This is a genomic window from Pseudomonas luteola NBRC 103146 (genome assembly GCF_002091675.1).
Lineage (GTDB): Bacteria > Pseudomonadota > Gammaproteobacteria > Pseudomonadales > Pseudomonadaceae > Chryseomonas > Chryseomonas luteola.
This window is the reverse complement of the sequence record NZ_BDAE01000010.1, coordinates 113,234-139,325: the sequence shown is the minus strand read 5'-3', so window position 1 is coordinate 139,325 and position 26,092 is coordinate 113,234. Positions and strand designations below refer to the sequence as shown.

The following is a 26,092-nucleotide window of genomic DNA, read 5'->3' as shown; positions in this document are numbered from 1 at the left end:
GGAATCTGCACCGCGCAGCGCCTGTTGGGCAGCAGCGCTGCTTTGAACAGCACCCGCGGCGATGTCCTGCGCACCTTTTACAATTTCTATGCAATCCAGACGAATCTGTTCAAGCTGCTGGGTGATGGTGCCACCCTTCTCTACTTCAGTCTGGATGGTTTCAGCGGAGCGGTTAATGCCCTGGGCAATGTTTTCCACGTCATGCTGGATCTTGCCGACCATGTCGGAAATCTGCTTGGCACTCTTCTCAGAGGTTTCTGCCAAGGTGCGGACTTCGTCAGCCACTACGGCAAAGCCTTTACCATGCTTGCCTGCACGGGCGGCTTCAATGGCAGCGTTCAATGCCAGAAGATTGGTTTGGTCAGCGATACGGCCAACAGCCTTGACGATCTCGCCAATGTTAGCGGCCTGCTGTTTAAGCTCAGCGACGCGGTCAACCGAGCCGGACTGACGCTCTGCCGCAACACGAACGTTGGCAATGAGCGCTACTACGTCAGTATTGACCGCTGCAGCCAAGCGCTGCATGGCCTCGGATTTTTCCTGGGCAACCGCAGCGCTTTGCTGCTGAAGCTCAATGGATCGGCCTACGATCTCGAAAGCTTTTAGGGACTGCTGAGCAGCGCCGGACGCTTCCTCTGCACCGCTGGCGATTTGATCGGCAGCACGCTTGAGCTCTTCTGCAGCAGAAGCGGCTTCATTCACGCCTGTAGACAGCTGATTGGTCGCAGCAGCAATACGTTCAGCTGCCTGCTGCTGCTTGGCCAGTGTGCGGGCGCGCTTGCGCTGTGCCTCAGCATCACGGGCAACGGTACGGGATACGACTTTTTCAGCCGCGGCGGAAGGCGTGGTGGGTTTCTTGACCAGGGCCATGAAGGGGTCCTCAACTACGAGCGATGGTTTCATTGAAATGGATGCGTAACGCAGCTGGGTGGCTCCTGCTCACACCAAAGCGTGCGGCCTGTCTGATGTAGGCCGAAACACTTCGGCTCGCCTGACATCCACGGCAGGCATATTTAAGCGTCGGTGCTCAAGAGAAACTATCGGGGAGAACCTGAGGTAAAACGCCTGCTTTTCCTAAGAAAAAACCTGAAACATCTAAGCCACCGAGCGGCTAAAGTTTCAGGATGGATGGCAGAATCGAAGGCCTGCCACACCATAAGCTCAAAAAAAAGCCGCTCTACAGCGGAGCGGCTCTATGACACAACAAGCTGAAAGAACTAAGTCATTTACCTAATGGCAATATGCTTTTCCTCAAAAATAACGGCGTCAACCGGCGGACTGATCAAGAACCCCTGCATCTGGTCACAATGCAGTTCCTCTAATAACCGTTGTTGCTCCAGCGACTCGACACCTTCGGCCACAACCGTCATCGACAAGGCGTGAGCCATCTCAATGACGCTTTTCACAATGGCACTATCAGAAGCATTGCTGGCCATCTCGTTAAGAAAGCACCGATCAATCTTGAGTGTGTCCGGCACAAAAGAACGCAAACTTCCCAAGGTCGAATAACCCGTACCGAAGTCGTCCACCGCTATCCGGACGCCCAACGTTTTTAGATCATTGATGATGGCGCTCGACTCGCTGCCTGCCTCAGGCATGATGGACTCGGTAAGTTCCAGTTCCAGGCAGCCCGGCTCAATACCATGTCGCTTCAAGCTGGCTCGCACTTGCTCGCATAGGTCGGGCTGCAGCTGGCGAAGCGACAGGTTCACCGCTACTACAAAATGGCCTAGCCCCCTTGATTGCCACTCAGCCAGTTGCGCCAGAGCCTGGTCGATACACCAGAGCCCAACGGGCACAATCAGGCCGGTTTCCTCAAGCAATGAAATGAACCGTAGCGGACTAAGGAGACCATGAGCTGGATGTTCCCAGCGAATCAGGGCCTCGGCACCACATACCTGTTGATTAGCCATATCCACTTTGGGCTGGTAATACAGAACGAACTCGTTTTGATCGATCGCACGACTAAGTTCAGCTTCAAGCTTAAGCGTATCGAAGCTGTGCTTGAGCAATCCTTGGTTGAAGAATTGATACCCATTGCGTCCAGATTTCTGTACGGCGTACACGGCAGCATTGGCGTTCTTGATCAATTGCTCGGCCGTGTCGCCATCCAGTGGGTACTGAGCTACACCGATGCAACCTGTCAGCCGGATCGATTCTGTCGCCAGTAGGAAATGCTCATCAAGCGACTGAAGCAAGGCCTTGATAACATCATGCACATGCGCCATTTCCTCCTCTCGGCTCAACAGTACCGCAAATTCATCGCTGGCTAGATTGGCAAGGTAGCCCCTTGCGCCTAGTACGGTCTGGAAACGCTCGGAAACCTGATTGACCAATTCATCCCGTATACGCTGGCCCAGGCATTGCTGGACCCACTTGATACGATCAAGCCCAATGAAGAGTACCGAGAACTCGCGATTACCCTTTCCAGCCTGAACACATTGTTCTTCCAGGCGTTTATGGAACATGACTCGGTTGGGTAACCCACTTAAACTATCGAAATGCGCAGCCGCATAAAGTTGTTCCTGGTAGGTGCGCGCCTCGGTGATGTCTTCGGCGATACCCACAATACGAGCAATCTCTCCTTGGGCGTTCGGAAATGGAAAAGCCTTATTACGGACCCACAAAAGTTTACCGTTGGCATCGACTGAGCGGTACTCGACCTCAGCAGACCGGTGATGCCAGATCACTTCTTGGTGAAAGCGCTCAACCAATGGTTGATCATCCTGATGGACAAGGCTGATCCATTGTGTCGCGTTCTCGTATAACAACTCAGGCGAATGTCCCCATATTTTCTGGAAAGCTGGGCTTACATAGCTGACTTTTTCCTTGGAAATGTCATATACCCAGAAGACATGAGGAAGATACTCAACCATTTCCCTGAAACGAGCTTCACTTTCTTGAAGCTGAGCTAAAAGGTCTCGCTGAAAATCGATATCCATCAGCGATCCTGCAAAGCGCACCAGTACCTCCCCTTCCCGCTCGGCCTTGCCACGGATCCTGAACCAATGCCAGCCCATAGCCGTTTGCAGACGCAGCTCGATATCAAATGGCGCGTCGTGCACCAGATGGCATTCAAGCATAGATACCAACGCCTCGGTCTCATCGGGATGAGTATGTTCAATCAACCACTGTGGAAACGGTTGATGCTCATCAGGGATGCTTCCTATCAATTCAATGAACCGCTCGGACAGGTAAAGCGCTTTACGCTGTGGGATCCACTCCCACAACCCATCGCTCGAGCCTTCGTAAATCAACTTGAGCCGTTGGGCCTGAGTATTTAGTGTTCGCTGAAGACGAGCCGTTTCGGTGACATCCTCATGCACAATGAGTAATTGCTTCTGCTCAGTGTCCATTAGCAGGGCAAACATCTTGAAGACGCGAACCTCATCCCCCAAGTCCATTTTGAACTCCAGGCTGAAAGGATCACCTTCTCCATCCAGCAGAGACTGGAGTTTAGCCAAAATAGTCTGCGCCACGGCCCCGTCCCGACCTGCCATACCTGCACAGAATGTCAGGTAATTCGTTCCAGCATCCGGCCAGTCCCACTGGGCGGGATGGGTATCAATAAACTGGGTCCACGCTTGATTGACGGTAATTACAGTACCGGCTTCGTCCAATACACATACCAACTGCGGTAGTGCATCAAGAATACTGCGTGTAAAGGCTTCCGCCTGAATCAGGCGCTGCTCGCGATGCTTCTGCAAGGACACATCCTGCATGCAACCGACCAAAAGGCCTTGGGGATGAGCTTTAGGGCGAAGCACCACACCTGCAAATTGAAAGTTTCTCCATGCTCCTAACCGCCCGACGTGCCGGAGACGTAAAGAGACACTCAAGGAAGCTTTTCCCTCGGTCAAATCCAGCAGCGCTGAAACTAGTCCCAGACGATCATCAGGATGCAAATGCTTCATCAGCTCATCCTGATGCGAGCCACCTGCCTCCATGGAGATATTCAGGAGCTGTATCGCCTGCTCGGACAACATAAGCTCACGGGAGGCCAGATCGAATTGCCAATCAGCGAAACGACCAATTTCCTGAGCCAACCGCAGGCGAGTTTCTGTTGTCTGGCTCTGTTGGACACTGGCAACATCCGAGGTGATGTTGCTAAAGAACACGGTGATACCGTTAGGCCGCGGATAAGCGCTGACACGATGCCATTGCTGAAAAGGCCGAAAATAGAATTCAAAATGACGAGGGAAACCGGAGTACATCACATCCCGATAAGCCGAACCGAGTTCCCGATCTTCATCCTCTGGGTAAAGGTCCCAGATGTAAGCGCCCAATAGCTCTTTTCGTGTGCGCCTGAGCAGGACCTCAGCCATCTCATTGACTTGAATGAAACGCCACTCCTGATCGAGCCGATACATTCCTTCATCAAGGTTATTTAGAAGAGCATCAAATTCATCGTGGGTGTCTTTAAGCTTGGTAGCGTTACGCTGAGCTTCGGTAATGTCCCAAGAGAACGCCAATATCGTCTCGATCTGCCCTTGCTGCCCACGGACAGGCAGGACCAGTACATCCCACCATTTGGCTGTGCCATTGAGCGTGTCACATTGGCCAACAAAACGCCCCGGCACGCCCAAACAGGCCTGATCAAATGCCTGACGCGCCTTTGGAGCCCATTCGTCTTTCCAGAAGCTCAACCAATCCGCGCCGTGGACCTGCTCGGAATTGCAAACGTCCATGAGCAATCGACCCTGGTCATTCATGCTTAAAAGACGACCGCTCAAGTCAATCTCTTTAAGGCATACGTCAGGCGATTGGGTAAGGACCGAACTGAACTGCGCCAACAAGTGGTTGTGTATGTGCTGCTGTTTGATTCTCGTCTTCAGCCGAGCCACTTTCCCAGAAAGATAGCTGACCGAAATAACCAACCCGCAAACGATCACGAGATGAATATCGATATCGTAGGGGTGGGGATCAATGACATACCAGACCAGACACCCTACAAGGGTAACCAGCCCGCAAACGCTGAACGCTTGCCAAGCCAGACGCTTTACCATGGCCATTGTCAGCGCGCCCCCCCAGACCAGTAACGCAACCTCTAGCTGGCCAAGGCCCAGGCAAAGGAGACTGACCATGGAAACGCCTAAGCAGAGCGCCCACGAGGAGGACACCGAAAACGAAGCAGAAGGTGCGTCTGAAGCATCATGACGTGAGAGATAATGCTCCAGGAAACGATCAGCCTGGGACGAAAATGAAGACATAGGGCACTCTTTCAATAGCCAGTGACCTAGTGTGCGAAACTTGCGCTACCTTGACTATCAGGGAATTCCCTAGGCCAATAGGCTGTTAATCCTCAGGGCTTATCAAGCCTTTACGTACAGCGTATAAAACCAGCGAGGGCACATCATGCAGATTAAGGCGATCCATGATTTGCGAGCGATGGGTATCTACGGTTTTTACACTGAGTCCAAGGCCCTGAGCGATATCACGTGTCGAGCAACCACGTGCAATCAAACGCAAGATTTCTGTTTGCCTGGGCGTCAATACCGAACCGCCGCTACTACTCTCGCGTGGCCGGCCTTCGACGATAGCGGACTGAATAACGGTCTGGGCAATACCGGGGCTTAAATACGACTCGTTGCGTGCCAGGGCTTGCAAAGCAAGGTCTAGCTCTTGTGCAGCCGCATCCTTGAGCAGATAGCCCCGCGCACCTAGGCGTAATGCAGCCAGAACATAGTCAGGTGTAGCATGCATGGAAAGCATAAGAATCTGAACAGCTGGATACTGTTCACGCCATTGGCGTAGCGCATCGAGACCACTAAGGTGCTTCATGCTGATATCCAATAATAAGATGTCCGGTTTATGCTCCCGCAGAATACTTTCTACATCAGAGCCATCTCCTCCTTCCGCCACAACCTCATAGCCAGGCTGGTCTTCGACCAAAGACCGCAGCCCAGCCCTAATCAACGCATGATCATCAACGAGCGCTACACGGGTTACCAAGCTCATTCTCCTTTCATCAATTAGTCGCAACAGGCAGAACCGCTGTGATACGTGTGCCTACGCCCGATATGCTTGAGATCCTGACCTTCCCGTTTAAAGAAGCCACCCGCTCATGCATGCTGGTAAGCCCCAGACTTCTGGCTCCCTGAGACGCACTGCTGACATCAAATCCGCAACCATCATCCAATATCTCTAACCTTAGCCCCTCGACGTCATAACTTAAGGTGATCCTTACAGAAGCCGCCTGCGCATGCTTGGCTACATTGTTCACGGCCTCTTGAATGATTCTGAACGCAACAACCGCCATGTCAGCTGACAGGTTATCCAACGTCCCTTCAACATTCAGCTCCCATTGAGTAGACGTAGCTCCTAGAAATTGGGACAGATGCCACCGCACGGCAGCTTCAAGTCCTAATGTTTCAAGTTGTAGCGGATGAAGGGACAACGAGAGGCTTTTCACCTTGGCCAAGGCATCGTTTACGCTTTGGCTAAGATCAGCAGCTAATGTTTTAACTTCCTGTTCGTGGTCGAGTTTGCGAACAAGTCGTTACAGGTGCAGCTTGATGCCTGTGAGCTGCTGCCCAATATCATCATGCAGATCACGGGCCAGCTGTCGGCGCTCAAGTTCTTGTACTTCAATCAGCCGCTGGGACAGACGTTGCAAGCTCTTGTTGGCTACCTCCAGGTCCCGGCGCATCTGAGAGGCTTGACTGATATCCCGAACAAGCAACTGCACGTCACGGTGTCCATGCTCTTCAAGAATGATTTCAGCCAATTCAGCCTCGAATTCTGAGCCGTCCAGCCGTAATAATGTGATATGCCTGAATGTCTGCTCTTGCGTCAGACCTTTATGCAAGGCATCAAGGCGGTCCATCTCGCGCTCCCGATGATCCGGATGGAAACACAGCCCGATATCCAACGCCCGTAACCGCGCACCTGAATGTTCGGCGAACATATGGCAGGCGGCCTTATTGGCATATGTAACACGCCCCTGATGGATGATCAGTACACCTTCTGGAAGGGTGTCAACCATATGTTCATAACGCTTTTGCTGCCTCACCAATGCCTGCTCGGCCACCTTGATTTCGGATACATCAATAAACGTCCCGAACAGCGTTCGGGCGACTCCCTGTTCATCTCCTATTAGCTGAGTACGCTCAAACACGTAGCGAAGCTCTCCATTATTTGGAGTAACCCGATACTCATGAGTGGTCTGCCCCACCGAAGCCGCCTCATGATATATCTTGGCCATGCGCGCTCGATCATCCCGGTGAATAAGAGAAAGAAAGCGCTCGAAGGTAAGTTCTTCCTGTCTGGGGTCCAGGTTGAGGATTGAATAAATCTCAGGCGACCAGCGAATCGACTGGTCTTTTAGATCCCGCTCCCAATAACCCATCATGCCAATATGCTGGGCCAGCTCAAGCTGCCTCAAGCTATTGGCCAGCTTTTTCTCAAGCTCGAAATGGGCGCTAACGTTTTGTGCCATCAGAAGCCCGTAAGGCTCATGTTTGAAAATATGCTCATGGCAAAGCACATCTACATCCATGGAATTGCCGGATTGATTGACATGCTTGCGAATACCAGAAAGATGCTGACTGTTAATACCGTTTTTATGGGTGCGATTTTTAAATTCATCCCTATCACTGTATGCGTACAAGTCAGTGATCTTCAGCTGGGCAAATTGAGCACTGGTGTAACCATAAGTCCTGTGAGCCGCCTCATTTGCCTTGATGATAAGGAGACTGTGCTTGTCATAGAGCCACATGGGTGCTGGATGGATTTCGAATAACGCTCGGTAATCGCCTTCCGACTGGCTGATCAGTCGCTGGGTCTGAATTGCAATTTGAGTCAGCCGCTTGATAAACCACCATCCCGTGATGGCCGTAAACAAGGTAAATAGCAGCCCGCGAAGCGTATAGCTCCATTCAGGAAGCTTTAATGTCTCAATGACAAAGGACGTACCTACGATCCAAAGGACACCCACTACGGTATATACCAGAACCAGTCGCCATGGGGCTGACAGCAGGATATTTCGAGAGGACGACACTTGGGTGTCAATATCAGATGAACGCATAAACATCAAAGGACGGATTACCTATTCAAGTGACTCGCCTCAACACGAGGTGCTTATCTAACTAGTAGCACTGAATGGCCGTTTGGCTAAGTAAATCGACGCTGCATATCCCTTGAGACTGTCATCAGCCAAGCCTTTCCATAAGGATGTCGGCTTTTCCTTGATAAGCTTTACGTTTATAGCTGAAACGATTCATTACGTTCTTCTCAATAATTACGTATGACGTGTTTAAACGAGCTGGGATTGTTGGCATCCATTTTCTTATAAAGGCTGGTATTACTACTCGTTTGATGACCGTTCAGCTGCTAAAGCCGCTCTAGCCGGGAGGCTGGGGAACCAGAGTCCGAGAAGCCCAGTCGGAATTGACAAGCGCTGAATCATCAGCGCCACCAAGTCCAAGTTCCTTGCAGCATTGAGGTGAGATGCCATGATGATCATCGATATCACCCGCAGCTATGCGCGCAATGTGTCTGCTGTGGCACGTATTCAAACTATTCAAGCCGCTAACGACGCTGATGCCGGTAGTGTTGATAACACTCCCCTTCCGCCTGAAAGCCCTACTTCGCTTTAAACCCACCGACTGAATCAGCCGATAAAGCCGCGCTTCGCGGCTTTTTGATTCCTAAGGACTCTGGATGATGTCCATCGACTGGTCGACATTTCTCTCCTCTCCCTGGCTGGCTACTCTGGTAGCAGCATGTGTTTCGATGGCAATCGCCAGCATTGCCGTACTGGTTATTTCCACCGTACTGAAACGACTCGCGCGTCCCTTTTTGCTGGCTCAGACACTGATCCGCTACTCCGAGCGCCCTGCCCGGTTTCTGATCCCGCTGATAGCCTTGCAAGGTGTATTGGGTTCAGCGCCTGACACCCTGCCCCTGATCGGTGGCTTAAGGCACCTGACGGCCCTGATCACAATCGCTGCGTTTACCTGGTTGGGTTTACGGTGCGTAAAAGCCATTGGCGCGACCATTTCCATCCGTCACCCGGTCAATATTGAAGATAACCTTCGTGCCAGACGTATCCAGACCCAGACGCGCGTCATGGTGCGCAGCCTGGGTTTTGTCGTCTTTCTGGTAGGCCTGTCGTCCATGCTGATGACGTTTCCCGAGGTCAGGCAAATCGGTGCCAGTCTGCTCGCTTCCGCTGGTGTGGCCGGTATCGTGGCGGGTATCGCCGCACGCCCTGTACTGGGCAATCTCATTGCCGGTCTGCAGATTGCCGTGACCCAACCCATTCGAATTGATGATGTCGTGATCGTCGAGGGGGAATGGGGCCGGGTTGAAGAGATTACCGGAACCTATGTCGTGGTGCGGATCTGGGATGATCGGCGCTTGGTGGTACCCCTGCAGTACTTTATCGAAAAACCTTTTCAGAACTGGACCCGCACCAATTCCAGCCTCATGGGATCGGTCTTTATGTGGGTGGACTATTCACTTCCGATGGAGCCGATACGCGCTGAATTGGAGCGTGTGTGCAACGAAGTGCCCCATTTGTGGGATGGCCGTGTATGCGTCTTGCAAGTTACGGACGCTTCGGACAGAGCCATACAACTACGCGTCCTCGTTACCTCTCCAGACTCGTCCAAAAACTGGGATCTGCGCTGCCATGTACGTGAGCGCCTGATTGCCTTCGTAAATCGGGAATTTCCAGAGTGTTTGCCTCAGCTGCGGGCGGAAGTGGGCACGCAAATCAAACGGCCTCATTCAGTATCCGACGAAATGCACAACACGCCAGCTAGACAGCCTGAAATCTGAATTTAAGGCGATTACGCAGAGTACTGTCGCGTAATTGTAATGATCTTCGCTAAAGCTGCAGGCGCGTGCTTTATTTCAAACCAGCCAGAAGCGGCACGGTTCTAGCACGTTCGTCAAATGTGCATACCCAACCAGGAAACTTAGGCGAGCTGGCGCAGGTCATCTTTTATGCAGACTGGACTATCGGGCGCAACCTTGCAATGCCCTTTGTCCAGTTCCTTACAGGGGGACGTCGCCAGGGGGCTTTAAGCAGCATGGCTGTGGACGTTTTTGATCGGTATGTCGGCTTCGACGAGAAGCGTTCATTGGGCAAACCGCAGTCATTACTGCTTTTTGGGAGCGCAATATGGCAAATGCCGTTGTGGGGAAATTTGAAACGCTTGTAGCTGCGAACTCAGCAGAAGTGCGCAATGCCAATCGCTTCCCTACTCAAACCGACGAGCGCCAGCTCAAGCTGAGCTCAGTCGTTGAAACACGTAAGCGTATTTTGTTTGTAACACCCGAAATTACCGATTTCGTAAAAGCTGGCGGCCTGGGAGAAGTCTCCGCTGCCCTGCCACGCGCGTTGTCCTCCAAACATGACGTCCGGGTTCTTATTCCCGGCTATCGTCCTGTCATGGATGCCATCCGCGACGAAATGCAGATTGTCGGACGTATTCCGGCACTGGCTGCCATGCCTGCCTGCGACATCGCCCGTGTCGATCAGGAAGACGGTCTCGTGATTTATGTGTTGGTCTGCCCCGAACTCTATGAGCGTCCGGGCACACCTTATGCCGATACCCATGGTGCCGACTGGGTCGACAACCATATCCGCTTTGGTCGACTGGCTTCGGCGGCAGCGGATCTGGCAGCAGGCACGGCGTCCATTCGCTGGTGCCCTGATCTCCTGCACTTGAATGACTGGCAGACAGGCCTGGCCGCAGGTTATGTGCAATGGCGCGGACTGAAAACACCATCAGTGATGACCATTCACAACCTGGCCTATCAAGGCGTATTCCCCCGTTACTGCATGGCAGACCTCGGTATCCCGGCCGAAGCATTTTCCATTGACGGTCTTGAGTATTACGGCAAGATCTCCTTTCTCAAGGCAGGCTTGAGCTACGCCAGTCACATTACGACGGTAAGCCAGACTTATGCCAAGGAAATCACCACACCCGAGTTTGGTTGTGGGCTGGAAGGTCTGCTTCAGGTCAAGGCCAAGCAGGGCAAGCTGTCCGGAATCCTCAACGGAATCGACGAGGGCTGGGATCCTTGCAATGACCCGCACCTGTGCCAGAGCTTTTCTCCCTATGACTGGGCAGGCAAGCGGGCCAATGCAGACCGTATCCGTGAGGATTTCGGTCTTGAAGTTTCTGAAGGTCCCCTGTTCGCGGTCGTTTCCCGTCTGGTGCACCAAAAAGGTATCGATCTGACCATTGAAGCAGTTGACCATATCGTCTCTCGCGGTGGCCAATTGGTGATCATTGGTTGCGGAGAGCCTGCGGTCGAGCGCGCAGTGAATGAGCTGTCCAAGCGCTACAAGGGTCGTGTTGGCGTACACGTAGGTTTCTGCGAGACCGAAGCTCGCCGCATGTTTGCAGGCAGCGACTTCCTGCTGATGCCCTCTCGCTTCGAGCCTTGTGGCTTGAGCCAGATGTATGCGCAGCGCTTTGCCTCTCTACCAATTGCTCGCCGCACAGGTGGCTTGGCGGACAGTATTGAAGACGGTGTTACCGGTTTCCTGTTCGACAAGCACACTCTGGAAAGCTACACGAAGTCCATTGATCGTGCGTTCGAAGTGTTCGAGCGTAAGGATCTGCTTCAAGCCATGCGTCGACGCGCCATGAGCGGCCCGTTCTACTGGTCTCAGAGCGCTCAACCGTACGATGAGCTCTATCAATCGCTGCTTTCTAAAGTTCGTCAGGAACAAGCTGCGATCTGATTCAACTTTAGCGCCATCTTTCTGGTCATAGAAAGAACACTCCCGCCTTCATGGCGGGAGCGCGCACCACAAACCGAACCTGCACCCACGTGCCTTACCCTGCCCTCCACTGGGAGACAGAACGCATGAAGGACTTGTCACGCCCGTCCAAAAATAACCGCTACGCCTGGCAATGCACGGCTGGCGCCACTCTTCTCTCCGACAATCGTACCCAATTCTGTTTCTGGGCCCCCAGCGCCACGGCTGTCGACGTAGTTCTCGATGGCGGCATGATTGTTCCCATGCAAGCCCTCGATGGGGGTTGGTTTAGCGCTGAAGCCGCCTGTGGTGTCGGCACACGCTACCGCTATCGTATCGGTGACCTTCTGGTTCCCGATCCTGCGTCCCGGGCCCAGGCGGGTGACGTACATGAAGCCAGCATTGTCATTGATCCGCATACCTATGAATGGCGTAATACCCAATGGAGCGGCCGCCCCTGGCACGAGAGTGTTATCTACGAGGTCCACGTCGGTACGCTGGGTGGATTCAAAGGCGTTGCAGATATTCTGCCCAAGCTGGCTGCACTCGGAGTCACGGCCATCGAGCTGATGCCGCTGAGCGAATTCCCTGGCGGTCGCAACTGGGGTTATGACGGTGTGCTGCCCTACGCCGTGGAATCCTCCTACGGCACGCCTGAAGATCTCAAGGCCATGATCGATACGGCCCATGAGCATGGTCTTATGGTGTTCCTTGATGTGGTCTACAACCACTTCGGCCCGGACGGCAACTACCTGCACGCCTATGCCGAAAAATTCTTCCGTGAAGACATCCACACGCCCTGGGGTGCAGCCATTGATTTCCGTCAACAGGCCGTACGCAGCTACTTCAAGGACAATGCCTTGATGTGGCTGATGGAATACCGCTTCGACGGTCTGCGCTTCGATGCGGTCCATGCCATTGGTGACAAGGGTTTCCTCATGGAAATGGCAGACGAGATTCGCTCAACGGTCGAGCCGGGTCGCCATGTGCATCTCGTTCTGGAAAACGAGGACAACACCGCCTCCCTCCTGGGCGGCGTACATTACGATGGGCAGTGGGCGGATGACTGGCACAATGTGATTCATCCCATGATTACCGGTGAGAACGAAGGGTACTACCAGGACTTTACCCAAGACGCCACTGCCAAGCTGGTTCGTTGCCTGAGCGAGGGCTTTATCTACCAGGGCGAAGACACTCGCCACGGCAAGGGGCGCGGGGAGCCGAGCAGCCATCTGCAACCAACGGCCTTTGTCATCTTCCTGCAGAACCACGACCAGATTGGCAACCGTGCCCTTGGTGAGCGCCTGACACTTCTCGCCCCAGAGAATGCTCTAAAAGCCGCTACGACTCTCTTGCTGCTCAGCCCCATGATTCCACTGCTCTTCATTGGTGAGGAATGGGGTAGCCGGCAGCCCTTCCTGTTCTTTACCAGTCATAACGAAGAGTTAGCCAAGCTGGTAAGAGACGGTCGCCGCAACGAGTTCAAGGATTTCGAATTTTTCACCCATGAGGAAAACCGGGAGAACATCCCGGACCCTAATGCGGTTACCACCTTTGAAGATTCGAAGCCCAATTTTGGAGAAGCGGACCAGCCAGATCATGCCTTGTGGGTCGGTCTATACAAAAAGCTTCTCGAGATTCGCCATCAGGAGATTATTCCGCGTCTGCCTGGTGCTCGTCCGGCAGAGGCTAAAGCGTTAGGCGAAAAGGCGGTCACCGCCTGCTGGACGCTGGGTGATGGTGCCCGCCTTACGTTGGAAATCAACCTGAGCGAGCAAGCCGTTTCTGTCGATGCCAAGCAACCGGGTCGACTGCTCTTCGCCAGCATGGATAACGGTCTTTCCACGCGCGAACAAGGCCAACTGGCTGGGCATACCGCCCTCGCCTGGCTGGAGGATGCTCAATGAACGATTCTGACCAACTGCACGCACTGGCAGAAAAAGCCGGCATCTCCATTCACTGGGATGCCTATGACGGCACGCCTCAACAGGTATCGGATGAGGCCTTGCTTAGTCTGTTGGCAGCGCTTGGTCTTCCGGCAGATTCGGAGGCGGACATCAAGGCTAGCCTGGCGAAACTGGATGAGTTGGAAGATAGCGAAAACCTTCCTCCCCTCATTACTGGGGACTGCAACAAGCCTGTCGGCCGCACAGGTCAGTTCAAGGCTGGACAGACCTATGCGCTTACCCTTGAATCCGGTAATAGCGTGACCGGCAAGGTAGACGGTAACGGCCAACTCGCCCCTATCGACACCATGGGCTATCACACCCTGAAAATAGGCGAACAGCAGGTCACCCTGGCGATTGCACCCGAGCGCTGCTACAGCATTGCCGATGCCCTGGGTAAACCCGAACCGCGAACCTGGGGCTTGGCCGTGCAGGTGTATAGCCTGCGTCGTCCGGGGGATGGTGGCCTGGGTGATCTGAAAGCGCTCGAAGAGTTTGTCCGCTCGGCGGCAGAGCTAGGCGCCGATGCGGTTGCTATCAGCCCGCTGCATGCCATGTTCAGTGCTGACGGCAATCGTTACAGCCCCTATTCGCCCTCCAGCCGGATGTTTCTCAATATTCTGAATGCTTCACCCGCCGCGATTCTAGGCGAGGAAGCGCTCAAACATGCGTTGGACAAAACCGGGCTGGCGCAGGAATGGTCCCGCCTGGAAGGGCTAGAAATGGTCGACTGGCCTGCCGTGGCCAAGACTCGTCTTCGTGTACTTAGAGCGCTATTCATGGACTTCCGTGTGAAAAGCGGTGAGTTGCAGGACGACTTCAAGGCCTTCCGCCAACAGGGCGGCGAAGCGCTGGAAAACCACTGTCGGTTCGAAGCGCTACATGCATCCTTTGCCCATGGTACCGCGGCGCCCAGCTGGCAGCACTGGCCAAAGGAATATCAGGACCCTCAAAATCCTGCCGTCGCCACGTTTGCTGAAACCCATGCACAAGACGTGGAGTTCTATGCGTTCACGCAGTGGCTGGCCGCCCGCGGCCTGGAAAGCGCGCAAAAGGCTGCCCAAGCGTCAGGTATGAAAATCGGCCTTGTTGCTGATATTGCCGTAGGCGCCGATGGCGGCGGCAGTCAGGCCTGGAGCCGCCAAGAAGAGCTGCTTTCGTCTGTCAGCGTTGGAGCACCACCCGACCTGCTCAACCAGCGCGGCCAGGGCTGGGGCATCTCTGCATTCTCGCCGTCTGGTTTGCAGCGCCACGGCTTTCGGGCATTCCTTGAAATGCTCAAGGCAAATTTTGCCCATGCAGGCGGTGTACGTATCGACCATGTGATGGGTCTGCAACGACTGTGGCTGGTGCCTGAAGGTGCCTCGCCAGCCGATGGCGCCTACCTGTCTTATCCCATTCAAGACATGCTTCGTCTGGTGGCGATCGAGTCCTGGCGTAACGAATGTATTGTCATGGGTGAAGACCTGGGCACCGTACCGGAAGGGTTTCGTGAGCGTCTGATGGAAAAGTCCATCATGGGCATGCAAGTGCTGATGTTTGAGCGCGACGAAGACCAGAACTTCAAAGAGATCGAGGATTGGAACAATACCTCCATCGCCATGACCACGACGCACGATCTTCCTACTATGACTGGCTGGTGGATAGCGCGTGATGTCGAATGGCAGGCCCGGCTGGAACAGTTGGCGGAAGACACCACCGAAGAAAAAGAAAAGCAGAAGCGTGAAGAGGATCGCCAGCGCCTGGCCAAGACATTGGGCCTGAAAGACACCGGCCCTGATAGCGCCAAAGCGGCTGTGGATGCCTGCATAAGCCATATCGGTAAAACACCGGCACCGCTGGTTATCCTGCCGGTTGAAGATGCCTTGGGCCTGGAAGAACAAGCCAACCTGCCCGGCACCATCGATAGCCACCCTAATTGGCGCCGTCGCTGGCCGGATCAGGCCAGCACCCTACTCAATAACGAAACCCCCAAGCGTCGCCTGCAGTTACTGGCGGCAGCCCGTCAAGAAGCGGAGAGCCACTCATCATGAGCCCAGTGCGCGCGACTGTTCGCCTGCAGTTTCACAAGGACTTTACCCTAGACGATGCCATTCCCCTGGTCGATTATTTTGCTGACCTGGGCATCAGTCATATCTATGCCTCCCCCATCACCACGGCCAGAGCCGGCTCGGTTCACGGCTATGACGTTGTGGACCCTACCCGTGTCAATCCTGAATTGGGCGGTGAAGAGGCCCTGCGCCGTTTGGTTGCCCGTCTGCGCGAGCGTGGCATGGGACTGATCGTCGACTTTGTACCCAACCACATGAGCGTGGGCGGATCGGAGAATGCGTGGTGGCTGGATGTGCTCAAATGGGGACGCCATAGCCCATACGCTAAATTCTACGACATCAATTGGTACAGCCCCGACCCTGAATTGCATGGTCAGCTACTGCTGCCTTTCCTGGGTGGCGCTTATGGTGACATCCTGCAGGCCGGTGAGTTGAAGCTGGTATTTGATGAGAAAGACGGTTTCCGGGTCGAGTACTACGCGCACCATTTCCCCATTTCACCCCCTACCTACGCCGATATTCTACGTGCAAGCGACGCCTCCGAGCTGCGCCTGTTTGCCGATGCATTCGAGGCCCGCGAGGGTGACCGCGAAGGTGCCAACGAGGCCGTTACCCAGTTGGCAGAAAGTGCTCGCCAGAACCCTGCAGTCAAGGCAGCGCTGGACCAATGCTTGGCAGCTTTCGATGCAAGCGATGCGGCCAATCACGAGCGTCTGCATGCGCTGCTGGAGCGTCAACATTACCGTCTGGCAAGCTGGCGTACCGCTTCCGACGATATCAACTGGCGCCGCTTCTTCGATATCACCGAATTGGGTGGCCTGCGCATGGAGCGCCCCGAGGTCTTCGACGCGCTGCATGCCATGATTTTCCGACTGATCGGCGAAGGCTTGATCGATGGTCTGCGCCTGGACCATATCGACGGTCTGGCCAATCCCCGTGGCTATTGCCGCAAGCTGCGTCGACAGATCGATACGATCTGCCAGAGCCGTCCCAACGGCATGCCTGAAGGCGGCTTCCCCATCTATGTGGAGAAGATCCTTGCCGAGGGCGAGCACCTGCGTGGCGACTGGGGTATCGATGGCACCACCGGCTATGAGTTCATGAACGAAGTGTCGGGGGTTATGCATGATCCGGCCGGCGAAAAACCTCTGAACGAATTCTGGGCTGAAAAGACCGGACGCCCAGCTAACTTTATGGAAGAAGTTCGTGAGGCGCGCCGACTCGTGGTGACTACTGCACTGGCCAGTGAATTCGAATCCACTGCGCATACCTTGCATGTAGTGGCTCAGCAGAATTGGCGTACCCGTGATATCAGCTTGGGCTCCATTCGCCGTGTTTTGCTTGAGCTGATTACCTACTTCCCGGTTTACCGCACCTACGCCAGCGCAGCCGGCTTTACCGGTGAGGATGAAAAGTTCTTCCAGAAGGCCGTAGACGGTGCGCGCCCCAATCTTTCGGAAGCCGAGCTACCAGTACTGGAACTGCTGCATGAATGGTTGGGTGGCAAGGCTCCCTGCCGTCAGCCGGTGGGTAGCGTGGCACGTCGCGAGCAGCGTCGCGCTATTACCAAGTTCCAGCAGCTGACCTCACCCGTTGCAGCCAAGGCCGTGGAAGACACCTCCTGTTACCGCTCAGGCGCCCTGCTCTCGCGCAACGATGTGGGATTCGACCCACAGAACTTCAGCCAGAGCACAGAAGAGTTCCATGCAAGCAGCAAACTGCGGTCCGAGCAGTTCCCACGCAACATGCTGACTACCGCGACCCATGACCACAAACGCGGCGAAGACACACGCGCACGCCTCGCGGTCATCTCCGAAATGGCTGACCTCTATACCCAGGCTGCAACCCGCTGGTTGGAGATGGGTTCACCGCTGCGGGGAACCTTTGCTGACAAGCCTGCCCCTACCCCGGGTGATGAGCTGATGCTCTACCAAACCCTGCTGGCCAGCTGGCCGCTTGATCTGGCAGCCGATGACAAGCAGGGGCTTCAGGCGTATCTGGACCGTCTCCTGCCCTGGCAGGAAAAAGCCTTACGTGAAGAGAAGCTTGAGTCAGACTGGTGGACGCCTAATACCGAGTACGAAGCAGCGTGCCGTAATTTCCTGGAACAATTGATCACCGGTGAAAAAGGCGCGGCACTTCGTAAGGAAATTGTCGAGACGGTAGCCCGTATCGCTCCTGCAGGTGCGCTGAACGGCATGACTCAGGCGGTGCTTAGAATGACCGCACCCGGTGTACCGGACCTCTATCAGGGATGTGACTTCTGGGATCTGAGTCTGGTCGAGCCTGACAACCGCCGCCCGGTGGACTACCCGCCTCGCATCGCTGCGCTGAAAGAGGCCAAGGCCCCGGCAGAGCTGCTTTCCAGCTGGAAGGATGGCCGCGTTAAGCAGAGTGTGATTGCAAGAACCCTGGCGGCTCGTACCTCCCATGCGGATGTGTTTCTCAAGGGCCAGTACATACCGCTGGAAGTCTCGGGAGCACAGGCGAGCCACGTACTGGCATTCGCCCGTGAGTATCAGGGCAAGGCCGCTATCATTATTGTACCGCTGCGCGTTTGGCGCTTCATTGGGGAGAACCCTATTCCCTCTTTTGAGGCATCAGCATGGCAGGACACCTCTGTAAAAGTGCCAAAACAGTTCATCGATCAAATTTTTACGGAAACTTTCAGCCATTCATCTGTCCATGTGAAACAGAGTGAACTTTCATTAAGCGAGCTTCTTGCGAGCTTTCCTCTTGGTTTATTGATTACACAAGACCTGTCACAAGGAGAGACATTATAATGAGTCAACGCACCGAACGCATTCAGCAGCTCGCCTACCAGATTTGGGAGTCCGAAGGTCGCCCTGCTCATCAAGAGCATCGCCATTGGGAAATGGCTACCAAGCTCTATGAAGCCGAGCAGCAGCAAGGTGTAGCGCCTGAAGCTGCAGCAGCGCCTGTAGCCAAGCCCAAGAAGCCTCGTGCAACCAAGCCCAAGGCTGCATCGCTGGCCGAAAAAGCGGTCGAAAAGGTCAAGGAAGCCGTCAAGCCCAAGACTGAAAAGCCTCCGGTCGAAAAAACCACAGCTGCCGCTGCAGCGCCCAAGAAGCCCCGTGCTCCGCGTGCCAAGGCCGTACCTAAAGAGTAAGTCCTGCCTTAATGTCTCTACCCCTTCTGCTACTAGCAGAAGGGGTAAACACTTTTTCTCTTTGATATGTGGCTCTGCTTATATATCAAAAGGCCATATACCTTTTATCCGGATACTATCAACGGCCGATAAAAGGCTGGAACTAGCCTTCCCTCTGCGTATCAATTCCAGCACTCGATTCAAGGTGTTCGGGTATAAATTTAATCCTATGAGAATTGATGCCATGGCACACCGTCCTGAAGTTCCTCAACCTGACCCGATCGTAAGTGACAATCCTGCCAAGATGCCTAGCTGCATTGAGTTTGAACCACGCGATCTAGACGGCTGGTTAACTTCCGAGCCTAATTGCTGCCAACTAAATGCCAATCCACACACGGCGGATTTTAATTAATCAGTTAAGGCTTAAATGAATAGGTCTTACCATGCGCCATCTATTTGCAGGTAATGCTCTCAACCTACCATTTAAGCAAGGGAGGAGCATCCAAAAAAGGCCTGGACCACTCGTCAGCCGTGGGCTCTAGCGGGTGAACCGTAGCCTCATGAGGCTATCCCATACAGTGAAGGGTTAGCAGTTAATAGCGGTAATAACTGCTATTTCCAGAAACCAACGTGAGGGTAAATTCATGACTGCCAAGAACAACAATCCTGGTAATTTTGCCAATGATCGTGAAAGAGCGGCCGAAGCCGGACGTAAAGGTGGCCGTAATAGCGGAGGCAACTTTGCCAACGACCGTGAGCGTGCAGCTGAAGCCGGCCGCAAGGGCGGTTCCAAATAAAAGGTGTTGATCTTCCGACTCGTTACTAAGTTGTATTGATCACCATTAAAAAGGCGGAAAAGAATGAACATTCTTTTCCGCCTTTTTAATTAAATCTGAAATTTATAACTCTACAAATCTTATACACGAAACCTTATAAAAATAACTATTTATTTATTGAAACTTGCGCTGCTTCGCTCTAACCGGCATGACACACGTCCTTTCGGAACTGCCAGCATCCGGAAGCCTCTATACCTATGACGTACAAGAAGGTCCGGAAACATCACGTTACCGGATGGTTGAAAGTACCTCGCTCCAGATAGAGCCGGTACCGTTACCTCAATACAGGCAGCACCTGGTTGAGCTCTAAGACATAGACCTGAGTCGATTACTATGAGCGCTAACAAGCCTAGCGATAGTTCTGAGAAGACCCAAAACGCTTTCGTCAACCGCACGACATCCCGCATTCGCGAAGGACTGCCCTATCCCCTGGGAGCCACCTGGGACGGCTCCGGCGTCAACTTTGCCCTGTTTTCGGCTCATGCTACCAAGGTTGAGCTTTGCCTGTTTGACCAGGATACCCTTGAAGAGATCGAGCGCATCGAGCTGCCCGAGTACACCAATGAGATCTGGCACGGCTACTTGCCTGACGCACGTCCGGGGACGTTGTACGGTTATCGCGTACACGGCCCCTATGAGCCAGAGGCAGGCCATCGCTTCAACCACAACAAGCTACTGATTGATCCCTATGCCAAGCAGATCGTAGGCGAGCTTGAGTGGAACGATGCGTTGTTTGGTTACACCATTGGCCATCCTGACGGTGATCTTTCGTTCGATGAACGCGACAGTGCACCTTATATGCCTCGCTGCCGCGTGATCGATCCGGCCTTTACCTGGGGTACTACAGAGAAGCCCAAGGTACCGTGGGACCGTACTGTCTTTTACGAGACCCATGTCCGTGGTTTCACCATGCAGCATCCTTCAGTGCCGGAAAACACCCGCGGCACATTCTCTGCGTTCCACGAAAGCGATGTTGTAGATTACATCCGTTCGCTAGGTGTGACGTCCGTCGAGCTGATGCCCATCCACTACTTCCTGGATGACAACCATCTGCTTGAGAAAGGGCTGCGTAATTTCTGGGGTTATAACACCCTGGCCTTTTTTGCCCCTCATGCCCGCTACATGGCCAGCCAATCCATCGGCGAGTTCAAGATCATGGTCGCGCGGATGCACAAGGCCGGCCTTGAAGTCATTCTCGACGTGGTCTACAACCATACAGCCGAAGGCAATGAGATGGGCCCGACCCTCTCGCTCAAGGGGATCGATAATGCCAGTTATTATCGTCTGATGCCGGATAATCCCCGGTATTACATCAACGATACCGGTACGGGTAATACACTCAACATGAGTCACCCTTGCGTATTGCAGATGGTGACTGACTCCTTGCGCTATTGGGCAACCGAGATGCGTGTGGATGGCTTCCGCTTTGACCTTGCTACCATTCTTGGCCGCGAACCCCATGGTTTCGACGAAGGCGGCGGTTTCCTCGATGCCTGCCGTCAGGATCCGGTACTCAATCAGCTCAAGCTTGTTGCCGAACCCTGGGACTGCGGTCCAGGCGGCTATCAGGTGGGTAATTTCCCACCCGGCTGGATGGAGTGGAACGATAAATTCCGCGATACGGCACGGTCCTTCTGGAAAGGCGATGACGACAAACTTGGCGACTTTGCCAAGATCGTTCTCGGCTCGGGTGATCAATTCAACCAGCGTGGCCGCAAGCCGGCGTCGTCAGTCAACTTTGTCACTGCTCACGACGGCTTTACCCTCAACGATGTAGTGTCCTACAACGACAAGCACAACGAAGCCAATGGCGAGGGCAATAACGACGGCCATTCAAATAACCTGTCCTGGAACTGTGGCGTAGAAGGTGAAACGGACGATCCGGAAATCATCGACCTGCGCTACCGCCAGATGCGTAACTTCCTGGCAACCCTGTTCTTCTCCCAAGGCACACCGATGCTGTTGGCGGGTGATGAGTTCGCGCGGACGCAAGGCGGCAATAACAACGCCTATTGCCAGGACAGCGAAATCGGCTGGATAAACTGGGATATCAAGGAGCGCAGTGCTGAGCTTCAGGACTTCACGCGCCGGCTCATCGAGCTTCGCATGAAGTATCCGTTACTACGTCGTAGCCGCTTCTTTACTGGCGTATACAACGAAGCGCTGGATATCAAGGACGTCACCTGGTTAATGCCCAGCGGTGAAGAAATGGGCATGGAACAGTGGCAGGACGGCAGCAATCGCTGCATGGGCATCCTGCTTGACGGTCGTGCGCAACCTACGGGGATTCGCCGTGCCGGCTCTGATACGTCGCTTCTGATGATCGTAAATGCCCATTACGATATGGTGGATTTCACACTGCCCGAAGTGCCTCAAGGTGAGCACTGGGTTTTGCAGGTTGATACCAATCAGCCTGATTTGTTGGAAACCGGCGACACCTTTGCGTTTGGCGATGTCTATCAAGTAACAGGACGGTCATTTCTGTTGTTCGAATTGACCAAGCAAACCAAACGGAGGAAGCGTCAAGCATGACGAACGCAACAAAGGGTTTCTCGTTCAAGATCCTCACTATCAACACGCACAAGGGCTTTACGTCCTTCAACCGCAAGTTCATCTTGCCGGAGCTGCGTGATGCGGTGCGCACGACATCGGCTGATCTCGTGTTTCTGCAAGAAGTGTTAGGTACGCACGAGAAGCACCCGTTGCGCTTCGAGAACTGGCCAGCGGCGCCGCAGTATGAGTTTCTGGCTGATTCCATGTGGACCGATTTCGCCTACGGGCGAAATGCGGTCTACCCGGATGGCCACCATGGCAACGCCGTACTATCCAAGTTTCCGATCGTGACGTACCAGAACCTTGACGTGTCCATTACCGGCCCGGAAAAGCGCGGCTTACTGCATTGTGTGTTGCGCGTTCCGGATCATGACTTTGATATCCACGCGATCTGTTGTCATTTGGGGCTCAGAGAGAACCACCGTCTGCAACAGCTGAAACTGATGTGCAAGCTCATTGAAAATCTGCCGGAAGATGCGCCGCTGGTTGTTGCAGGTGACTTCAACGATTGGCGCCAACGAGCCAGCGATGTGCTCAAGGCGGGCGCAGGACTTGAGGAAGCGTTTCTGAACGCCAACGGGCAACACGCCAAGACATTCCCAGCGCGTATGCCTATGTTGCGATTGGACCGGATCTACACACGCAACCTCACGGTGCGTACCCCTGAAGTCTTATCCAACCGCCCTTGGTCTCACCTGTCCGATCATGCCCCGCTGGCTGTGGAGTTGTGTGTATGAGTCCGCAATGGCGAGACGGCAATCGAATCCAGCTTCTGGAGAACGGCGAAGAATACTTTCCTCGGGTATTTGAAGCTATCTCCCGGGCCAAGCGGGAAATCCTGCTGGAAACGTTCATTCTGTTTGAAGACAAGGTAGGCAATGAGCTACACCGTGTACTGATAGAAGCAGCCCGGCGTGGCGTACGCGTTGAGGTCACGGTGGATGGCTACGGTTCGGCGGAATTGACCAAGGACTTCCTTGATAAACTCGTGCTTGCCGGTGTTCGCTTCCGCTTCTACGATCCGCGCCCCCTCTTCATGGGGCGTAGGACCAACCTCTTCCGCCGTCTTCATCGCAAGATCGTTGTCATTGATGCTGAGATCGCCTTTGTTGGAGGCATCAATTTTTCTGCTGATCATCTGGGTGATTTTGGTCCTACGGCCAAGCAGGACTACGCAGTAGAAGTCGAAGGCCCTATCGTAGCCGATATTCATCGCTTTAGCCTTGAGGCACTGGGCAACAGCGAAGAGCCTAGTCGCTGGTGGGGTCGACGACGCAATGAGCCTGCTCGCAACGACTTCCCCGGTGATGCACAGGCACTGTTCGTCTACCGAGACAACGAAGAGCATCGTACGGATATCGAGCAGCACTATATCGAGATGATGCGAAGCGCCAAGCGTGAAATCATCATTGCCAATGCCTATTTCTTTCCCGGTTACCGCCTGTTGCGTGAACTGCGAGACGCGGCTCGGCGTGGCGTGAAGGTCAGACTGATCGTCCAGGGCGAACCGGATATGCCGATCGTGAAGGTCGGTGCACGGATGCTTTACAACTACCTTGTACCTGAGGGCGTCGAAGTCTACGAATATTGCCGCCGCCCTCTGCATGGCAAGGTGGCGTTGATGGACGATTACTGGGCTACGGTAGGCTCCAGCAACCTGGACCCTTTAAGTCTTTCTCTTAACCTCGAATCCAATCTCATCTTCCATGACCGAGCCTTTAATCAGGTCTTGCGTGGTCGGCTCGAACAACTCATGGCTCAGCATTGTCAGCATGTGGACATGACCAAGGTGCCGCGCAAGACCATCTGGCACCTGGCCAAAACCATGCTGGTGTTTCACTTCCTTCGGCACTTCCCTGCCTGGGTAGGCTGGTTACCGGCACACACCCCTAAAATAGCGTTGGTCGAACCGCCCGCTCAATCGCATCTTGAACGATCCGATATAGCAGATCCGGAACGTGCGAGGACTCATACATGACCGCCACTCTAAGGCACTCTCAGGATGCCTCCGTGAAGTCAAAACCTTCTCCCAAAGGTAAAGTGTGGCCTATCGCCAAGAGGCTTCTGACCTACGCTTTTTTCATTGCCGTTACTGTTCTGCTCGTGATGTATGCCCGGCAGGTGAACTGGGTGCAGGTATGGCATTCCATTCGCCAGTATGGCTGGACCGCTATCCTCATGGCCGTGGGCCTGGTTGTGGTCAGTTATATCATGTATGGCTTTTATGACCTGATCGGGCGAGCCTACTGCAGGCACAAGCTGGGCAAACGGCAGGTGATGATCGTGTCGTTTATCTGTTATGCCTTTACTCTTACGCTCAGCACATGGGTAGGCGGCATTGGCTTGCGGTACAGACTTTATTCTCGCCTGGGTCTGGAAAGCGGCACCATTACCCGTATCTTCAGCCTAAGCCTGGCGACTAACTGGCTGGGCTACATCCTGCTGGCAGGGATTATCTTTACAGCAGGGCTGGTGAAGATTCCGCCGCACTGGTACATCGGCAATATGACGCTACGGATGATAGGCATCGGCCTCGTCACCTTTATTGCCGTCTACCTGCTGTTCTGCCAGTTTTCCAAGCGTCGCTCATGGACCATCAAAGGGCAAAACCTTAATTTACCTTCCCTGCGTATGGCCTGTATTCAGCTTGTGGTGTCGTCCATCAACTGGATGGCAATGGGTGCCATTATCTATGTGCTGCTCGGACAGAAGATGGATTATGTGTTTGTGCTGGGCGTTCTCCTGATCAGCAGTTTTGCCGGTGTCATCACGCATATTCCTGCGGGCATCGGAGTGTTGGAAGCAGTATTCGTAGCCTTCATGGGCCATGAGCTAGATCAGTCGTACATCATCGCGGCACTGCTTGCCTATCGAGCCATCTATTTCATCGCTCCGCTGCTGATTGCCATCGTTGTGTATTTCTTCATGGAAAGCCGTGCCAAGAAAATCCGGGCGCGAAACGAGGCCAAGATGGAAAAACAGGACGAACAGGCACAGGCACAGGCACAGGCACAGGCCAAAGGTCCGGCAGCCTGACGGGCTGCCGAGTCCTTATCGGTTGTTGGGTTGATGCATGGTGACCAATCGGTTGAAGGTCACCTTACCCCCTTCGGTAGAAGGTCCCTCCTTGTCCTCCACATAAGCGCCCGCCTTAAAGTAAAGGTGGTAACTTGCCCAGCGCTGATCCAACTGTACAGACAGCTCCCCGTTTCCGCGCCCATGTGTAAAAAGCCTTACGCTCAGCACGCCGGTCCGACTCAAGCGCAATTCATAACTGAACGGACCGTCCAATGGAATATTGCGTAGCAGAATTTGTGGCGGAATCTTGAGGGTGTCCGGCTTGGTACGAATCAAGGCCTCAACCTGTCCAGTGACAGGCGTTTTCCCCTCCATGGTAGGGTCCAGACGATAACGCAGGCTGATCAATGCTGAGTCTGGTGTACCCTGACTATCTCCCACCGTACGGATCTGTCCGATAATCATCTTGCCACTGGAAGGCACTTGATTAACGCGCAGGTCAGCCTGCATCAGGCTGACGGAGTCTTCGTATTTCCAATTGTATTCACTGCCATCCGGGCGCGTTTCCCGAAGCTCAGTACTGGGATAGTTGAGTTCCGGCGTATAACGTCCTGTTACGGGAGCCCAGAGGGTCACGCTACCATCGGGAGTACGATAAAAGTAATCACTGCGGTAGTTGCGATTGAGTACGTTGGTCTCAATAACGACAGGACTGGATGGCTCGGGAATTGTCAGATTCCACTCTGCCAGATCTACCATGTGAGTCCTCCCTGATTACCTATAAAGACCCTGACCCGGTGCTACTGCATTAGTAGAACCCATAGCGTGTCAATAAAACGTGAATGATGCAAACAGCC

16 protein-coding genes and 2 pseudogenes are annotated in these 26,092 nt (G+C 54.0%); 12 read left to right on the top strand and 6 right to left on the bottom strand.

The genetic code is table 11. The annotated features are described in order from the left end of the window. Window positions 1-57: 57 nt before the first annotated feature. From PLU01S_RS26610 to PLU01S_RS13115, 5 genes and pseudogenes are all read right to left on the bottom strand, one after another. A pseudogene (locus PLU01S_RS26610) lies at window positions 58-525 on the bottom strand (methyl-accepting chemotaxis protein); the annotation flags it as partial. Between the two features lie 701 nt (window positions 526-1,226). Further along, a complete protein-coding gene (locus PLU01S_RS13125) occupies window positions 1,227-5,210 on the bottom strand; it encodes a sensor domain-containing protein (RefSeq protein WP_074826558.1) in 3,984 nt (1,327 codons plus the stop codon). An 85-nt stretch (window positions 5,211-5,295) separates the two neighbouring features. Then, on the bottom strand, window positions 5,296-5,952 hold the full coding sequence (locus PLU01S_RS13120; RefSeq protein WP_139208815.1) for a response regulator: 657 nt from the start codon (window positions 5,950-5,952) through the stop codon (window positions 5,296-5,298). 16 nt (window positions 5,953-5,968) lie between these two features. Then, complete coding sequence (locus PLU01S_RS25715; RefSeq protein ID WP_169715108.1) at window positions 5,969-6,397, bottom strand: sensor histidine kinase; 429 nt, start codon at window positions 6,395-6,397, stop codon at window positions 5,969-5,971. Between the two features lie 102 nt (window positions 6,398-6,499). Continuing rightward, entirely contained in the window at window positions 6,500-7,999 is a 1,500-nt protein-coding gene (locus PLU01S_RS13115; RefSeq protein ID WP_169715107.1) for a PAS domain-containing protein, read from the bottom strand. Between the two features lie 454 nt (window positions 8,000-8,453). Here PLU01S_RS13115 and PLU01S_RS25710 point away from each other — a divergent pair, with 454 nt between their 5' ends. From PLU01S_RS25710 to PLU01S_RS13060, 12 genes and pseudogenes are all read left to right on the top strand, one after another. Next, entirely contained in the window at window positions 8,454-8,597 is a 144-nt protein-coding gene (locus PLU01S_RS25710; RefSeq protein ID WP_010798360.1) for a hypothetical protein, read from the top strand. Between the two features lie 64 nt (window positions 8,598-8,661). Then, window positions 8,662-9,783 (top strand): mechanosensitive ion channel family protein, encoded by a 1,122-nt coding sequence (locus PLU01S_RS13110; RefSeq protein WP_074826564.1) that lies wholly within the window; start codon window positions 8,662-8,664, stop codon window positions 9,781-9,783. Window positions 9,784-10,129: 346 nt separating this feature from the next. Continuing rightward, window positions 10,130-11,704: a glycogen synthase GlgA gene (glgA, locus tag PLU01S_RS13105; RefSeq protein ID WP_083397923.1), complete on the top strand. Its 1,575-nt coding sequence runs from the start codon at window positions 10,130-10,132 to the stop codon at window positions 11,702-11,704. Between the two features lie 125 nt (window positions 11,705-11,829). Further along, window positions 11,830-13,629 carry a malto-oligosyltrehalose trehalohydrolase gene (treZ, locus tag PLU01S_RS13100; RefSeq protein WP_083397924.1) on the top strand — a complete coding sequence of 600 codons (1,800 nt, stop codon included), beginning with the start codon at window positions 11,830-11,832 and terminating at the stop codon, window positions 13,627-13,629. Then, window positions 13,626-15,701, top strand: coding sequence for a 4-alpha-glucanotransferase (gene malQ / locus PLU01S_RS13095; RefSeq protein ID WP_074826567.1), 2,076 nt, complete (start codon window positions 13,626-13,628; stop codon window positions 15,699-15,701). Before treZ ends, malQ begins: the two co-directional genes overlap by 4 nt. Beyond that, window positions 15,698-18,502 (top strand): malto-oligosyltrehalose synthase, encoded by a 2,805-nt coding sequence (gene treY / locus PLU01S_RS13090; RefSeq protein WP_074826570.1) that lies wholly within the window; start codon window positions 15,698-15,700, stop codon window positions 18,500-18,502. The genes malQ and treY overlap by 4 nt, the downstream gene beginning before the upstream one ends. After that, complete coding sequence (locus PLU01S_RS13085) at window positions 18,502-18,849, top strand: DUF2934 domain-containing protein (protein ID WP_019365612.1); 348 nt, start codon at window positions 18,502-18,504, stop codon at window positions 18,847-18,849. The genes treY and PLU01S_RS13085 overlap by 1 nt, the downstream gene beginning before the upstream one ends. Window positions 18,850-19,496: 647 nt before the next feature. Next, window positions 19,497-19,625, top strand: a pseudogene (locus tag PLU01S_RS13080) (con-10 family general stress protein); the annotation flags it as partial. Between the two features lie 372 nt (window positions 19,626-19,997). Further along, window positions 19,998-22,196 (top strand): glycogen debranching protein GlgX, encoded by a 2,199-nt coding sequence (glgX, locus tag PLU01S_RS13075; protein ID WP_074826573.1) that lies wholly within the window; start codon window positions 19,998-20,000, stop codon window positions 22,194-22,196. Further along, the gene (locus tag PLU01S_RS13070; protein ID WP_010798371.1) at window positions 22,193-22,954 is read left to right on the top strand and encodes an endonuclease/exonuclease/phosphatase family protein; all 762 of its coding nucleotides are present in this window, start codon (window positions 22,193-22,195) and stop codon (window positions 22,952-22,954) included. Before glgX ends, PLU01S_RS13070 begins: the two co-directional genes overlap by 4 nt. Further along, window positions 22,951-24,195, top strand: a complete 1,245-nt coding sequence (gene clsB / locus PLU01S_RS13065; RefSeq protein ID WP_074826576.1) for a cardiolipin synthase ClsB — start codon at window positions 22,951-22,953, stop codon at window positions 24,193-24,195. The genes PLU01S_RS13070 and clsB overlap by 4 nt, the downstream gene beginning before the upstream one ends. A gap of 32 nt (window positions 24,196-24,227) precedes the next feature. Further along, window positions 24,228-25,253: a lysylphosphatidylglycerol synthase transmembrane domain-containing protein gene (locus PLU01S_RS13060; RefSeq protein ID WP_139208805.1), complete on the top strand. Its 1,026-nt coding sequence runs from the start codon at window positions 24,228-24,230 to the stop codon at window positions 25,251-25,253. A 15-nt stretch (window positions 25,254-25,268) separates the two neighbouring features. Here PLU01S_RS13060 and PLU01S_RS13055 read toward each other — a convergent pair whose 3' ends face one another. After that, window positions 25,269-25,994: a polysaccharide lyase family 7 protein gene (locus PLU01S_RS13055; RefSeq protein ID WP_010798374.1), complete on the bottom strand. Its 726-nt coding sequence runs from the start codon at window positions 25,992-25,994 to the stop codon at window positions 25,269-25,271. Window positions 25,995-26,092: the final 98 nt, after the last annotated feature.